At 54.6% G+C, this 17609-nt stretch carries 5 protein-coding genes; 4 read left to right on the forward strand and 1 reads right to left on the reverse strand.

Translation table 11 applies throughout. From position 1 onward, the window contains the following. Position 1: 1 nt before the first annotated feature. From SH528x_RS20585 to SH528x_RS20600, 4 genes are all read left to right on the forward strand, one after another. Positions 2–2863, forward strand: coding sequence for a hypothetical protein (locus SH528x_RS20585; RefSeq protein WP_442505332.1), 2862 nt, complete (start codon positions 2–4; stop codon positions 2861–2863). Positions 2864–2997: 134 nt separating this feature from the next. Then, entirely contained in the window at positions 2998–7431 is a 4434-nt protein-coding gene (locus SH528x_RS20590) for a hypothetical protein (RefSeq protein ID WP_442505333.1), read from the forward strand. Next, positions 7421–8683 (forward strand): prenyltransferase/squalene oxidase repeat-containing protein, encoded by a 1263-nt coding sequence (locus SH528x_RS20595; protein WP_442505334.1) that lies wholly within the window; start codon positions 7421–7423, stop codon positions 8681–8683. Before SH528x_RS20590 ends, SH528x_RS20595 begins: the two co-directional genes overlap by 11 nt. 77 nt (positions 8684–8760) lie before the next feature. Next, positions 8761–15294: a DUF1583 domain-containing protein gene (locus SH528x_RS20600; protein WP_442505335.1), complete on the forward strand. Its 6534-nt coding sequence runs from the start codon at positions 8761–8763 to the stop codon at positions 15292–15294. 453 nt (positions 15295–15747) lie between these two features. On the opposite strand, the gene SH528x_RS20605 is transcribed toward SH528x_RS20600, so the two are convergent. Next, positions 15748–17415 carry a PPC domain-containing protein gene (locus tag SH528x_RS20605; RefSeq protein ID WP_442505336.1) on the reverse strand — a complete coding sequence of 556 codons (1668 nt, stop codon included), beginning with the start codon at positions 17413–17415 and terminating at the stop codon, positions 15748–15750. Positions 17416–17609 lie beyond the last annotated feature (194 nt).

Here is a 17609-nt window from a genome sequence, read left to right on the forward strand (position 1 = left end):
GATGGGAGCCACTGAAACCACCACCCAGCAATATATAGCGTTGGAACACCCGTTCAATCTGCCGCTGATTGTTTTAGTAACGCTGCTCTGCGCCGCTGTGATGTTATGGGCCTTGGTTCGCGAACGACGCATATTAGGCGTGAAGACCACGTCTCTGTTCTTGGTGCTTCGTGTTTTCGCCGTGGCCGCGGTTCTTTGGATGTTGCTTGCTCCCACAAGTGTTCTGGAAGAATCGACATCGACCAAGAAAGCGGTGGTGATTTTGTCCGACGTAAGTGCCAGTATGGCGACGGTGGATCCAGTCGGAACCGCGGACGATTTGCGTTGGGCGATCTCGGATGACACGGAGCACTCGGACTCGTCGCTCATCGAAGCCGTCGCACTTGCTGATCGGACAATCGCTGCACTTGGCATTGCCCATCGCGAATTGTCCGCCGCGATCAGCGAGCTCGAAAAACATGGTGGCGAACGTCGGGTGACAGAACATGTTCAATTGGCCAGCAAGGCGATCACGCGATCGAGGATGCATTTAGATCAAATCCGGGACGTTGGGACAGCCGCCGACGTGCTGGATTCGGACGCAGTCACCCCGTTGCTTTCTAGGTTATCCACGCTGTTGAACAGCCCCGAGTGCGATGCGTTGGTTGATCTTGCCGAAACGCTGCAGCGAGATCGCACTCCGACCGAAGCCGGTTGGCGTGAAGGACTTACCGATCTGGTGGGGCGAACCGCGATTGCGAGGCGCGTTTCGGTCGAGCTTGCCGAGCAACTGTCCAAGAATGCGTCGGCGTGGCGTGACCCCGGTGTGGTCGCCTCAGCAACGTTTCAAAACCGAGCCCGCGGTCAGCGTGTCGCCTCGTTCTTAAACCAGCTTGGTGATTCGAGTTTGGATTCGATCAAAGAAACCGCAGACGTTCACTGGAGCTTCTTTGATGACGTACCGCGGGATCTATCCAGCGACAACGAAGCGAAGTTGTTCCTGAGTGAATTGGCGGATCGCGATGATTTGGCAAAGCTGACCGATTTGTCCGCTGGGCTGCGGCATGTGGACCGAATGCGGCAAAACCAACCGGTCGCAGCAACCTTTGTACTGTCGGACGTCGCGCATAATCACGCCAGCGATCGTAAGCCAACGGAAATCGCGACACAGATGGAAGGTTCACCCGTTTACGTCATTCCCATTGGCAACTCGTCGCGACTGCGGGATATCGATTTAATTTCGACCAGTGCTCCCAGCGTTGCGATGCGAAACGACGCAGTGGTAATCGAGGCCCAATTGGAAGCGTACCAGTGCTTGGGTGAGACTTACATCGTGCAACTCATGCAGGACGGACAAGTGATCGATTTTCGCAATGTGCTGATCGACTCGGATTCCGCTAGCCAGCGGGTTCGCTTTGACCAACGAGTCTCCGAGATTGGGACGGCAACGTTTCAGATCGCCGCAGAACCGCTCGACGGCGAAATGACGTTGGAAAACAATTTCGGCGAAGTTGAGATCAATGTGACGCGGAGTGACATCAAAGTCTTACTTGCGGACGAGCATCCACGCTGGGAATATCGCTATCTTGCACAATTGTTTCGCCGCGATGACAAGGTCGAAGTCGACGAACTGCTGTACCATCCTCGTGTAATCGCAACCGGTCGTCGTGAGGAAACGAAAACGTTCCCGATCACCGTTGACGATTGGGATCAATACGACGTGGTCATTTTGGGCGACATTCAGACGGACCATTTCCCAGCCCAATCGCAAGAGTCGTTACTACAATACTTGCGGACTCGCGGTGGCACTTTGATCATGATTGCTGGCGATTCTGCCATGCCCCAGGCTTATGTGGACCATCCGCTAGCCGCCGCAATCCCGGTTCGGCCGATCGAAGACGCCGACGACCTTAATCGCGAATATTCCTTTCGTGTGACCGAGCAGGGACGATCGCACGTGGCGCTGATGATCGGCGAAACCGACTCGGCGACACGAGATGCATGGGACTTTGTTAATCGTTTTTCACCGCTTCATAAAGTCTCGCGTTGGCGGTCGCCGCTGCCAACGGCTCGCAGTTTGATCGCGGCGGCCCCCCGTGACCTCGGCCCCAACGCAAGTGATGCCGAGCTGTCCGATTCGACGTTTTTGTGTTGGCAACCGGTGGGGCGAGGCCGCGTGGTCTATCTAGCCGGTCCGGATACCTACCGTTTGCGTTTTCTGCGTGGCGATCAGTTACATTATCGTTTTTGGGGTCAATTGATGCGTTGGGCGATTGCGTCGGATCTGTCTGCGGGTAACCGTTCGGTACGGATTCGCACCAGCAAAACGCTTTACGAAACCAACCAGAGCGTGGACGTTGAAGTCGAATTGCTTGATGCCGAAGGCAACCCCGTGATCGAGGATAGCGATGCAACCGACGTGCTGCATCTGCGTCTGATCTCGGGTGAGGACGAGCGATTGGTTCCACTGGCGGCCGATGTGGAGCGACCAGGTTTCTATCGAGCCGATATTCGCTCGTTGCCACCGGGTGTCTATCAGGCTCAGCCGGGTGGAAGCTTGGTTGATTCACTCGCAGAAATCGATGCAGCCGAGTCCTCGTCTGAAATCGCGTCAGCCACGTTCACGGTACAGGCCGATTTGCCAACGGAGCTTGTCGATACGCGGTGCAATCGCGTGCTGGCGGGGCAAGTTGCCGAATTGACCGGCGGCCAGGTTCTGCCGCCCACCGCAGTGAGCGAAATTATCGAACTGACCAATTTGGATCCTGTCGTCACCCACCGGGTGCAACGTCAACCATTGTGGCTTCGATGGCGGTATCTGTGGCTAGTTTTTGGATGTTTACAAATCGAATGGATTGTTCGTAAGTGGAGAGGGCTTTCGTAATCGTGTCAGCTTCAATTTCAACGCATCCGTTACCCTCCGCCATGACGGCCAAGCTAAGATCGGTTCGATGGCGGCACGCGATCTTCGCAGCAATTCGCGCCCTTTTGATTGGAGGGTCCGTGTTGGTTTCATTGATGATTCTATCGATGGTATTCGATTGGTCGTTTCCGTTCATCGATCCGCTGGTGCGACTCCTGCTGACGTCGGGGACATTGATCGCAACGGCGGTCACCGTCATTGCGATGGGGATCAGCCCGATTCGTCGGTCGCTGGGGTGGCATCACGCGGCAAGTGCCGTTGATGTTGGCATCCCGCAATTAGAAGAGCGTTGGTCAACGGTCACAAGTCTGTCGACGCGAGACCAATCAGGTGATTCGGCGACTGCCAAGGCGATGGCGGCCCAAGTCACTAGCGAAGCGATCGCGATGGAGCGAATTGTCCGACCCCATGCGATAGCCTCGCCCGTGCCGCTTCGCCAGCCACTCGTTGTCGCGGGAATGATTGGCATCATCCTTGTCGCCATGATTGCGATCAGCCCGCAACAAATGTCAATCTTGTTACAGCGTTTTTGGGCACCCACATCCAACGTCACCGCGACGCAGTTGTCCGTCGTGACCGGTGACCAGCGAGTGCCTCGCGGCGAAACCATCCAACTGGTTACAAAGCAGAATGGTTTGAGTCGATCAACCGCGACATTGACGCTGCGAGACAGCGAGGGACACGAACAGACACATCGGCTGCGACCCGACGAGGAGATGAAAGATCAGTTTTCGCACCCGATCCGAATCGACGAATCGCTGAGCTACCGCATTCGCTCGGGTGACGCACAAACGGATTGGCATCAAGTGCAGGCGATCGATTACCCCGAGATTGCGGAGTTGTTATTCACGATCGAATACCCCGAGTACACCGATCGCCCGAGCGTGCACCGCGACCTGATCCCGCGACGCATCAAAGTCGTTCAAGGCAGCACGCTCGATTTGGCGATCAAGCCGCTCGAAACTCTGCAACGCCTTTCGATTTCACTTTCCGCACCCAAACAATCGTCTCGCGATGCCGACTCGGATGGACAAGCTGCGAATGAGACGGAGCAAGATCTAGTTGCGGATACGGATGGATGGTACCGATTTCACATGCAACTGATTGACGACGTCGTGCTGCGTCCGGTGTTACAGAGCCCTGATGGTTTAACAAACCAACGAAAAACGTTCTGTCGGATTGATGTTATCGCGGACAAAGCCCCTGTCGCTCGCGTGGTCAGCCCCACCGATGAGATGGCGGTTGCGGTCGATGAAACGATCGAGATCGAATTCGAAGCTCACGATGATCACGGAATCGCCACCGCCGAACTTGTCGTCTATGACGAAACGCAGAAAGACGCCGATGGAAACCCGAAAGTAGTCGCTGTTAAACAGATTCCGCTCGGCAATCAGAAGATGCAGAAGCATGTGATGGGGAAAACGCAGCTCGATTTAAAAGAGTTAAATTTGCCTGAAGGAAGCGAGATCAGTTACGCGGTCCGAGTTACCGACAATCGCAAAGTTCCCTTCGCTGAGCTCTCCACGCCTGATTCGCCGGCGCCGCCGTCGAATCCGAATGCAGCCGACCAAGAAGAGACTCGGATCGCAGAGATGCGGAAGCAAACGCCTGAGGATGCAATCGCCAAAGACAGTGCGGCGTCGCCAAAAGCGAACGAACAAGGTGTAGCCCGTCAAGACCGCGATGACGTTGATCGGATGCCAACACAACCGGCTTCCGATGCCAAGCAATCCGAGAAGCCTCAACCCGTGGCGAATGAAACCGGCAAGGATGCTGCAGCCATCGCGAAGCAGTCCCAAACAGAGCAACCCTTGAAAGATATCTCGCCAGCAAAGGAGACAGCGTCCTCATCCGAACGAATCGCGAAAACATCGGACGACGATTCGCCTCGTGAGGACGCCAAAGCAACGAACTCGCCACAAATGAATGCCGGCGATCCACGTGATCAAACCGCGGAAAACCGGCACACAAGTTCAACGGACAAGAACGCTGGCAAAAAAGACGAGGCCGAGAAAGACAAGGCAAATAATGACACAGCAAATAAAGATAAAGTCGTCACTGAGGAAGCGGCTGGAAAACGTGACTCGGACCCCGCGGCTGCGATGCCCAAGCCGAACGAACGAGACGCTGCAGCGTCGCCGACGGCGTCCAGTCTGGCGAATGTTCCCGCTTCACCATCCGCCAGCAAAACACCGCCACCGCCCCCTGCCAAGTCTTCACTCGAGCCACAACGCAGTCGCAGCGGCCAAAACACGATGACCGGACGACGACGGTTGAAGATTACCGCAAGATTATCCGCGATAGCAGAGGCGAACGATCTTCCCGGCGAAGAAATGGAGGTGCGTGATAACGTTGTCACGATCGACAAAATGCTCGCCGAGATTGAAACGGGGCTGATGCAATTACTCGACCACAGAATCGCGGATGCGGATCGTGCGGAACAGTTCAGGCGGCTCGATCTCGGACTGGGGAACATCGAGGCGTATGTTGCCGAGCTGCGTGAGCAAACGAAACAGAATCAATATGCCTTTGTCGGGCTGCAGATGGTGGACATCGCGCGTACCCACGTTACCCCGGCCAGAGACCGTGTGTTTGCCGCCATCCAACGACCCAACGCCAGCGACGCGGATGCCACAGTGTCGCTTCAACATGTGGTCCGAGCAAGAGAGTTATTGGATGCTCTGCTGAAACGCTATGACCGAGTCGTTCAGGAAAAGAAATTGAAACGTTCACTCGACGACACCGTCACAATGTACGAGATCTATATCGAGAAGCGACGGACCTTGATGCGGGAATCGCGACAAAATCGCAATCCGCTCGAACGCAAAATGGGGGTCATCGAAGTCGACCAAGCATACCTCGATCGCTTCGCGGAAGTCGTCAAGCTGCGTCGCGAGATGATGGACGAGTTCGCTCAAATGCTCGGGGATGACCCGCGACTCCTTTCCCGATATCTCGAATTAGTCAAACGCCGTCGAAACTCGTTGCGTGACCGTTTGTCCGATATCTCGCAGCGACAATATGATGCTACCGAAGAAGTGATGGGGTGGTTGCAGATCGATGAAAGCCAAAAACCGGATTTGTGGACGATCATCGTCGAATTGCGTCTACACTCGGCAACGGAGTTGGCCAAAGATGCTGCGGAACTAGCCGAACGAATTGAAAAGCAAATGCCGCTGGAGCTTGATGCCGCCGTCGGCACTCCCGCGGATGTGATTCATCAAGCGAAACAGATCGCGAGCCTCGCTCGTTCGATTAGCTTTGATGCGGACAAAGTGATCGCGGCTGCGGGGAAAGTGGAGGATCGATCGCCCCTGATTAGCCATGCTCGCACGTTGGTCGCCCAATTCGACCGTTTCTCAGCAACACTTGATCGCTTGTTGTTTGAAAACGAGGGAGTGGAAGCGATCACGGACTATGTCGAACCTCGCATGCTGGAAACACGTACGGTCGCCGATCAAGCGGACGCCTGGGCGATACTGAGCCAAAGTTTGGCGGAACAGTCCTATTCGGGGATCGTGAAAACGGAACAGCAGCGTATTGCGGTCGAGACGCAATTGCTACGCGTTGAAATGCTCGATATGAAGACCGAACTGGAGGGTCAGTTCCAGCGGTTGACGGAATCACCTATCCCCAATGAGATCATTGTCATGATCGAACAGTTGCATCGGTTGATGGAAACGATCACGTTCAATCAAGCCGCCGCAGCGTTTCGCGCAGGCCAGATGCAAATCGATTCCGCCGCTCGCCAACAACAACTTGCCACCGATCGATTGATCGAAGCGGAACAGTTATTCGATAAGATGCGTCGCGCCGTCGTCGACGCCTTAGACCAATACGATGTGCAAAATCCGAATATTGCCGACCTTCGCGATCCCACGCTCGATGAATTCTTAGCACGACTCGAACGCGAGCCCAATATCGCAGCCCAATTAGGTATTCCCAATCGCCCGCAAAATCTGCGTGTGATTGCGGATTCGGTTTTTTGGCAGGAAAACGCTGCCGGTGCGCTCGGTGATTCGGGACAAGCCGCTGCCGCTCGGCTCAAAGAAGCAATGAAAATGAAGCGATCTCTTAAAAAGGCAAAGCAAGACAAGCCTGAGCCGCAGGAACTGTCGGACGAGCAACGCGAGAAACGCGAAGAAGCAAAGAAAACACAGCAGATGCTCGAAAAGTCGTTGGTCGAAATCCAAGAACAACGAGACGATCCGAATACAACCGAAGCTCAACGCCGCCGCTTAGAACAGCTCGCCGAAGATGTTCAGAAAATGGTCGATCTTTCCAACGAAGAAAATCGCGACCGAGCCGCGTGGGAGCGAATGGTCCAGTCGGACGAGACTGCGGGGTTGCTGCGAGCGATCTCCGCAGGCAAAGCGATTCCCGATCAACAATGGAACAAACTGCTTTCCACACTCGATGATGGGTTATGGCAGGTTCGCGGCAAACAACCGCCGGCGGCCTACCGCAAAGCCATCGAACAATACCAAGACCAAATTCGCGAACTGATGCAAACAATCGATGAAGACTAGCAATTTACGAATCGGCGACCGATGTCGATGGATCATCGATGTCGCGATTCCCGGGGACTCAATCAAGGCGAGTGCACGTTGCATCGGCGAGCTGGTGTTGTTAACGGCACTCTGTTTTCTGCTGGGGGCAATCCTGGGGGAACAGGTCCATGGGCAACAAGACGCCGGTTCGGTGATCGCAACGAACACGAATCTGAGTGCCGCGCTTCCGGCCAGCCAGTGGGCGAGAGTTGAGTCATCGGTCGACCGCGGATTAAAGTGGTTGGCTAGCCAGCAAGCCGAAGATGGTCGATTTCCCAGCGACGAGATCGCTCAACCCGCTGTTACGTCGATGGCGATCATGGCGTTTCTATCGCGTGGTCATTTGCCTGATCAAGGACCGTATGGCGCGAACATCACACGGGGGATCGACTTTGTGCTGAGCACTCAGCGGCGACGCGGCTACTTTTCTCTGTTGCCAGTCATTCCTCCGGCACAACATCTGACGCCCTCGCAAACTGTTGTTTACAACCATTCGATTGCTGGGCTGATGCTTGGCGAAGTCTATGGAATGTGCTCAGGCGAACGATCCGAACAAATTGAACAGGCAATTCATCGGGCGTTGATCTACCATCGCGAGGTGCAATCGCGAACAAAATCAGCCGAAGCCGACATCGGCGGATGGCGGTACGGATATCCCGAAAGCCCGACGGCATCGTCCGACATGTCGGTGACGGGGTGGGCGTTGATGTTTCTGCGGTCTGCACGGAACGCCGAATTTAATGTCCCCAAACAGTACTTTGATGAAGGCTTAGATTTTGTCCAGCGGTGCTACGAACGCGACCTGTCGCAGCACGAAAAAGGAGTTTTTCGATACCGACCCGTCGAGTCGCAACCAACCAATCCGCAAATTTCTCTTGCCAATACCGCATCTGCGACACTGACGTTGATCCTGGGCGGACGCCAAGACCACGAAGGGGTCGCAACTGCAGTACGATGGTTCCGTAGCCGTGCTTATCCCAATCCATGGCAAAATAACTACTACTATTTGGCCAGCTACTACAGCAGCCAAGCAATGGCACAAGTCGGCGGTGACGCGTGGGATCAGATCTTTCCACAAATTGCCGCCGGCATGCTCGAGGAACAATCCGATAGCGGCGCATGGCCAGCTGGCGGCGCCAACGAAAAGCATTTTGGCCAGACCTATAGCACTTCGCTGGCAATTTTGGCGCTGACACCCGCCTACGGTTTGCTACCGATTTATCAGCGTTAAAATTCGATAGGAAACACCTCGAATATGAATAGTCAAATCCCACTCGCAAATCGAACCCCCTTAGGTGGAATTTTCTCTTGAACCGAATCCTTCCCGTTTTTCTAATCACTCTGTCTGCGAGTCTAGTTCAGGCTCAGAGCCTAAGCCTCGATGCAATCGATGACGCGAATCTCGTGCAAGCACTCCGCGAATCGGTTGCAACGTTCGATCCGACGCAGCCGGAGAAGCTCGGCGCGCGGGCAGCAACGATCAACCGGCACTTGCTGCAAATGTCCGCCGACGAACGTTACGAAATACTCAAAGATTACACGCTTCCGGAATCAGCGACGGAAAATGTCGCTTGCTTTGCATGCATCTGCAACGTTGATGCTCCGCCCCGTGATTTCGCTCGCGCGATCGGACGACGTCCCCAATCCGATGTGTTTGCAACTCCTAGCATCGGAAAGGCTGAAGGGCTTTTCAGCTCGGCATGGTTACTCGTTAGCACCGCCAAAGAAATCGGACGCCTGCACGAGTTGACTCAACAAATGAACCTGAGGACGGGCCCAAACGCAGACTATCTCACTCTCCTGCTATCGATCGCCGGGGCACGGGGGGTGGATGCAACGACCATCGAGGAGCGGAACGACGCTTGGATCGAACGATTGAAAACAGAACCCGATTCCATCGCAATGCAAGCTGTCATTGTTGCCGCCGTCGCCGCAAACTCTGAATCACACGCCGTACTTGTCGATACCATTGCGACTCTACTGGACGAATCCGATTCGGTCCCGATGTCGCTTATACAGCTGTCGCGCGAAATCCAGCTGCGTTCTGGTGCATTGCCAAATATAAAATCCTCTCTGCTAAATCAGGATTGGATACGAATGCCTGGAAATTCACTTTGGTATATGTATGAAGGGCATCTGACGCAGGCAACCGCTGGACCGTCGTCGATCCTGTACCGATATCCCATTAGCGGAAATTTTCGCTTTGAAATTGAGCAGCTTGCGAGCGGTAGTCGCGATGCGAATCACGTGGGCTATGGAGGACTCGACGTGGGCTGGGAGGGATATCGTCGGTTCGAGCTCAATCATCGTGCCATTGAGAAGCAATCCGATACGGTTCGTTTTTGGGTCAACGGGCACCCGGTTCGTAATGCTGCTACGACCGATACGTCGCCTTGGTTGTTGTTGCACGGCGAGGGCATGCCGAACCATCGCTATCGCAACCCCAAACTGTCGGGATCCCCGGTGGTGCTCCGCGAGGTTTCGATGATCGGCGAAAACTCGCGAAATGGATGGTCGACGTATGCAGAGCAAACAGACGACGCCCTGTGGACAGTCAACGAAGGAGTGCTGCAAAGCGTGCAAACGGATTCGCCTCCACGCCAACGTCTACTCCGCTACGTGCGTCCGTTACTGACGCAGGAAACATTCGAATACGAGTTTTTTTCGTCCAGTGATCAAGTGGTCCATCCCACACTTGGGAAACTCGTGTTTCTGATCGAGCCAACCGGGGTGAAGGTCCACTGGGTCACCGACGGAGAACTCGACTGGACGGGACTACCGGCTGACAATGCCTTGCTGGAACCGCTCGCACGGCGAGGGCCCCGGCCGTTACCATTGCGGGACAATCAGTGGAACCATGTTGTGTTGAAACGCACTGATGACAAAGTCAGTGTAACCCTTAACGATACGTTGATCTACGAACGAGCGATTGACGAGCTCGATGACACGCGGATCGGTTTCTATCACGATCCGTCAAAAGAGACGGTTCGAGTGCGTGCGGCAAAGTTGCGAGGCGATTGGCCACAAACAATCGACGTCGACAATTGGTTGCGACCTGAGGGCACCCCCGATCAAATCGCCCAGCATTCGGCACCGGATCTTTTCCCGGAGGCGATTCTACGATCGAACACCCGAGAAGTCATCCGTTTGGCAAGTGAAATGGAGCCTGAACAACGCTACGAATTTTTGTCCGACTGGGTGCTGCCGGGATCCTCCCATCGGACCTTTCGCCTCGATGGCCATTTCGTTCCCCAGGACGCCGGCGAAGACGCTAGCGAACATCGACACAACGCCGACCATCATCGACGTGATCATTTGATTGCCCCAGCGACCAAACTCATTTCAACCGCGAGTGAATTGGGGCGTTTGTCGGAACTGAAGACGAAGATCCAACAGAGTCCCGCCGACACGCTCCAGCAAAAGCGAGCTCGTGCTGCAATGTTGGCTTTGGTTCAAGCGGCCCAAGCAGACATTGATGACGCTCACGAGAGTCTCGAGACGCTTTACAAATTGGTGAGTGAAGAACCGAACCAGACGCCCGATCAACTTTGGCCCGAGGTCTTGGTGGCCCACGCTTTTGCGGATGATACCGATGCTGCCAGCGTGCTAGCGGATCTGTTGACGATTCTAAAACCTGCGGCATTCAACGATGCGAATGCAATTGGAATCGAATTGCTCAATGTCTTGCAATTCCTTGAGGTTAAAATTCAGGCCGAGGACGTGGACCTACCGCAAATCGAACCTCCGTTTTGGGTTGCATCCTCACCAGTCGATGCAATGAAGCGTTTAGCCGGCGGCGGCAAAGCGACTTGGATTGCCAAGCCAGGGCGAATTCATGCGATTGGCGGCCACGGAATCGAACAAATCTTTTATCGCTATCCGCTCGAAGGCGACTTTGAGTTCGAATTTCAGTACTCACTCCGTAGTAACACGGGATGTCAGGTTTTGCTTGGCGGGCAGTGCTACCAGATTTCCAGATGGAACATTCGAAACGGTCCGATCGATGGCCCACTCACCTTGACGAAAATCGATCCTGATTTGTCAGCCGAAGGCCTTTTACTGCATCAACGTTTCTCGGTGAAAAACGGCGTGTGCACGGTGTTTGCCAATGGCCGCGAAGTCTTGCAGCAGCCTGTTCAGCCGGGATTTCCTTGGATCGCGATTCGTCAGGTGTACAAACAGTCGACTCGCTTGCTCGACTTGCGAATTGCCGGCGATGCCACGATTCCAGAGGCGGTGCGGCTTGATACCGAGGGAAGCGCCGGTTGGCGGTCTTATTACCATCACGATGTGACAGGCGAACATGTGCCTTGGCACTGGCAGGATGGCGAGATCGTTGGTCAACGAAGTACGAAGTCTCCGGGAACCGGGGATGAGCAGTTACTGTATTACCAGCGTCCCGTATGCGAAGATGCTTCGATCCGTTACCAGTTCTTTTATTCCGAGGGGGAAACCACGGTCCATCCGGCGATAGATCGAACCGCCTTTCTCTTGGAACAAAATGGCGTTGCAGTGCACTCGATTACCGATGGAAGATACGACGAAACATTTGCCAACAAAATGAATCGCCGGGAGGTTTCTGAAGGTCAGCGGACGGCTCCGGGCGATCTGCTGCGAAACAACGAATGGAACGCGATGGAGATCATCGTTCGTGGTAACACGATCGAATTGAAGTTAAATGACCAATCCATCTATGTCGGTCCAGTTGATGCCAACACCGTTCGCACGTTTGGGCTGTTCTATTACGCAGATCAGTCGTCGGCGCGTGTGAAAGAGGTGGTGCTTCGTGGTGATTGGCCGTCGGAGGTGCCTACGCTGGATCGCCAACCGCTTGCGGATCAGACGGTGGTACAGCTCGATGCCACGCGTGATCAATTGGAGTCGAGATCTGCACACGACTTCACACGCGATGGGTTGCCCAGTGAATTCTTCGCGATCGAGGGGCAACAGAATGCGACCATTGCTAGTTCCAGCGAAGGGATTTCATTTGCAATCCGTAGTCCGGACAAGTGGACGCAGTCCTCGATTGTTTGCAATTTGCAAATGCAAGGGGATTTCGATGTCTCGTTGGACTACAGCGATCTAAAGGTGCAGTCGGGCGAAGTGGCGATGGCCAGATTGATTGTTCCCTTTGTCTCTGCGAATGCGGTAAGCGCCCGTCTCTCTCGCGACGAACACGGTCGTGGCAAGCGAGTCATCAACTCGGTGCTGCAAACGGAAAACCCCAATGGAGGACCGACGGTCGTGAATAAACCCTTGGGATGGGAATCGACATCGGGAACGATGCGGATTGCGCGTCGAGGGAAGCGTTTGCACCTATTAATCAAGGATGATACAAGTTCGCAATTTCGTCACCTTGAAACTTATGACGTACCAGACACACCGACCCAGAAAATGCGTTTGGTGACCATAGCACAGCGTGCCGAGCTTGCCACGGTGAATTGGCGAAAGATTGAAGTTCGTTCCGAACAGCTATCACAAATTGGAGCAACGGACGGTGAAAACCGAATTTTTGTTGCAAGCGCTGACGGCAACCAGATCCGACAGATCACCAAAGGCATAGACGACTTGGGCAACCATGGATCGCCGGAGTTTTCGCCCGACGGGACAAAGATTGCCTTTGACACGTGGACCGGTTCCTCGCGGTCAGCCCGCATCTTTATTGTGAACTTTGACGGTACTGGTCTACGTGACCTGGGGCTGGGTTTGATGCCGACCTTTACCCCCGACGGTAAACAAGTCGCGTTTTCGTCGCTCGAGGGGATGATGATGATGAATCTTGACGGCAGCAACCGTCGTGTCATCAGCCGATCCGGATGGGGCATCCAAATTTCGCCGCTCGGCGACCAAGTTGCCTTTACCGACCATGACGCGAAAGGACACAATCTGTTCATACTCGATTTAAAAACGAATCAGAAGCGAGCGTTGCTGACAGGCCCCCTCGCAGAACGCTATTCACAAATCTACTGGAATTTCGATTGGTCCGCCGACGGCAAAGAACTTTGTTTCGTGGGTAGCAATCACCACACCGGCCAACGTGAGTTGGCGGTCGTCAGCGTCAATGGATCCCAGCAACTCTTTGAGACCCTGTTGACGGGCGGCAACTACGCTAATATCGCTTGTCACCCCGACGGAGACCGGATCATGTACAGCGACAGCGATCCAGCCTACGGCAGCATGTCGATGTTCATGATCCACCGCGATGGAAGTCCGTGTGAACATCCGCTGCTCGAGAAACGCCGCATCGCTGCGGTCGCCGGCGGCGAATGGTCGCGTGATGGCAAAATGATTGCTCTGGCAAGCAGCGTGATGAAGACGTTTTCCAAACCGGACACCGATCCCGATTTGGTACCGCAGTTGGATGACACGCGGAATAAACTGCCTGCGACGTTTGCTCCGGATCTGTCGGACATGGCCGCGAATATTGGACTGTTGAAAGTTCGCGACGGTGGGGCAACGCTCCGATACGAACCGCAGGGAATCGCGATCTCGAAAACATCCAATCCCAAAACTCCTGCAGAGATTGCTGTCCAGCTGCAATTGCTGGGTGATTTTGATGTGACTGCTGAACTAGACCCTGTGCGATCCGCTGAGGGAGAAGCCGGCGAAGTGCGGCTGGTCGTGCCGTTTTCAACCGAAGACAAACTTGAACTGCAAATCATTTATAGAACGAACGCCAACGGAGGTTCGTCACTGCAAGCCCGTGGTGTTCGCGACAACAAAGAAAGGTTTCGCGAAACGGTCTCTAGCGATGACGGCTACACCGGACTACGTATCGCACGGCGTGGGATGATGACGCATCTGTTGTGCCGCGATAGCACGTCGGATCACTACCAAGTCATCGCAAGTTTCGAGACAGGCGATAAGCCAACGAAAACCTGGGGGTTAAAGGTCGCTGTTTCCTCGGCCAATCGGCAAGCACTCAATGTCAATCTAAAGCAGTTTTCAATCCGAGCCGACAAGCTTCTGCTAACCGATCGATCAAAAAAACAGTTTCGCAGGGTGCATTCTGTCAATGTTGGCGGGACAGAGGATCGACAGGTCGCCAGGGATATCCCAGGGCTTGGCGGCCACGGATCGCCAAAGTTTTCGCCCGATGGAACCCAAATCGCTTTTGATACGTTCAACCATGGTTTTCGAAGTTCGCACGTGATTTTGGTGAATTCCGATGGTACCAACCAACGCGACTTGGGCCAGGGATCGATGCCGACATTTTTCCCTGATGGAAAACGCTTGGCGTTTACCAGCAACGACGGGCTGATGACAATGAACGTGGACGGCAGCGATCGGCAATTGGTGAGGCGAAGCGGCCATTCGATCAAAGTATCACGCGACGGAAAGCGATACGCATTTATCGACTACATGCCGCTTGATGGAAAGGTTGTGCAAAATCTCTATGTCATGGATGTGGCAAGCGATGAACCTGCTCCGCTGCTCGTTGGCCCCCACGCCGACCTGTTCAGCGAGATCCAGTGGAATGGAGCGTGGTCGCCCGATGGCAGCGAATTCGCATTTCGCGGCAAATCAAAAGCCGACAACGAATACCAAATTGTCGTCGTCAACACGGCGGGCTCGGACCAAGGTTTAACGGTACTACGGCGAGGCAGTCGCTATACTTGCGATTTAGGCTGGCATCCAGATGGAAACCGTATCTTCGTTTCTCGACGTAACGACGATACCGGGGGGCACCAATTAGTATTGGTTCCTCGCGATCCATTGCAACCCGACCAACTAATACCGGGTCAAAATCCATATCACGAAAACTTCAGCAGCGGAGTCTCGCCGGACGGCGAGCGGCTCGTCTTTACCAGCAATCCGCTAGCCGAGTACACGGACGATTGATGAACGAACTGCTAAACGAGCGACAATGACCGAGGATTTTGTAGGCTAGGTTTTATTCCGCCAATCCTCCGCAGTCACCTCGCCCCAGACGCAGTTGGGGGAGAGGTGGCAGAAAACCAGCGCAACCAAAAATCACTACAAGCCCAAAGTTTTCGCGGTCCGCCCTAAGGCACTGTTCGGAAAACATTTCGTCATTTGAGTTTTGTTACAAATCACGCGGGTAAAGTGTTTTCTCTGTAGTGGACGAGGCTACGAGTCCCGTCGTGCCAATAAGTCGCTGGGACTCGTAGCCTCGTCCACTACCTCCAAAGCTGGCGGTCGACCTACGCCCATTCCAGTAGAATCTCTAGCGGAACGGCCCAAACGCCACCGGAGGGTTCATGTCATTCGGGAAACGTTTTGAAATGGCAAAGTTATTTCCGAACGTTTGCTAAATCGGTTTGCAACCGCTTATCAATCCTTGGCGGCGGAGGCGGTTAACCAGAGGGTTTCGGTTGTGACCGCGTCTTGTAGTGAGTGCGTTGCAGCGAACGTGGTGGAGGGTGGCGTTTTATCGGCGGCAGAAGTTAGGCGGGCGATAATTCGGAAGGGGCCTTGAAAGGTCGTCTTCTTGTCGGCGACGAGTTTCAATTTGACCGACTTCGACGTGTCGCCTTTTGTCTGGGAGACGACGGACTCGGCGCGGATCCCTTCGGGCAAGTCCTCTGCAGTGATTGTCAGCTCTTCAGCATAACCGTGCTTCCTGGCAATCGTGATGGGGACCTCAACGGTGCCTTCTTTGTTTGTCGCGAAATGGTCTTCGCTGACCGTCAGTTCCACGGTGGGTGAGGCTTCACTGATCACGACGCTGTAGGCGTGGCGTGCACTGTGGCCATCGACCAGGTCCGATACCTGAAGTTCTAATTCGCTGTCGCCTTTGCTGGTGAATTCGATCACCGAGTCGTATTGGCCTCGCGACACGTCATCATTCTTGGCCAGTTCACTGCCGTCGGCAACATTGACCACGCGAAGTTGTGAATCGAGCGGGAACCCAAATGCTCGCGAGTGCACCACTGCTTTGTACCGCGTGGACGCCTTCGCCTTGAACCGTAACCGATCGACATCGTTCGGCTCGCTGATATGCCCTGAAAATATGCACGGCAGTGACGGAGCGGTCGCGAATTCTTCGTCGTCTGTTTCCGCGATCACGACGGCGTCATGCGGTAGCGACGTTTGCCATTGCCATCCGAGGGTCGAAGGAATGTGTGCGATCAGAGGCGAGTGCTGTGTCGCAGCCCGCTGTTGCAGATCGTACTTAGGCGGCAAGTTCCAACCGAACGCGGTACTGTCGGATGACACCGCATTCGCGGGGATCACGAGTGGTAATACGTGGTCGACGTAGGCGTTGTTGGTCATCCGAATGGTGTAGACAAACGAAGCGGAACCGGCATAGCCGATCGTGCCCGTTGGCACTTCGGGAAAAGCAAAGATCCGTACGAAGAGCTCGCGGTCTTCATCAGCGACGTAAACCAATTGTGGGTCGATTCCTCGGTCATCATCGGCTTGAGCGATCACGTTGCCCTGCTCATCGACCAACTGCATTACGGCGTCCATTGGGGAACCCAGCGGTCGATGGGCAAACGTGGTTGCGACAAACGTTTGTCCTTTTGTTACCTGGACACGGTACGTGTCTATCTCGTTAGACTTGGCAAGTCGACCGTAAACCACGTTGGGTAGAGTGACCGAAGTGGCTTCGGCGATCTTCTGGTTCGGCTCGACTTCCTCGAGCGTTGCCGTGGGCTCAATCAATAACGGCACAAGCTTCGATGCGGAAGTCTCGTCGATGACGCGAACCCAGACGATACCAGGCGCGGCATTGGCGGAAAGATTGACGCTGAGTTGGCCCGAATCCTTTTCGACGGTCAGTTCAACGTCATCGCGATCGACGACCGCTTTCACTGGCCACCTAGGAAATTTGCCTTCGGCTTTGACAGTCGTTTTATTGCCAACAGAGATGACGGGAGGATAGAAGCGATCGAGTTGCACTTGGGCGGATGCAACGGAGGAAAGGGCAGCGCTGAGTAATAGCGAGACGAACGCGACACCAGAAACTCTAGCGAGCGTCCGGTTTAGGGAAATCATAACTAGAAGCGTAAGTTTTCTGTCGCCCCTCCCGGGCTTCGGATCATTGTTTGCTTCGTTCTCCTGGGGCTTACGCCCCAGGCTACATCCTGCCGCCACTCCGTGACTGAAAATCGCAACTTCAAAAAACGAAAGGGACGACCGGAGGGCTTGCGCTCCGCCGCTAGAAAATGATGTGGCGGTGGGGCGTGAGT

The organism is Novipirellula methanifontis (genome assembly GCF_052161655.1).
Classification (GTDB): domain Bacteria; phylum Planctomycetota; class Planctomycetia; order Pirellulales; family Pirellulaceae; genus Novipirellula.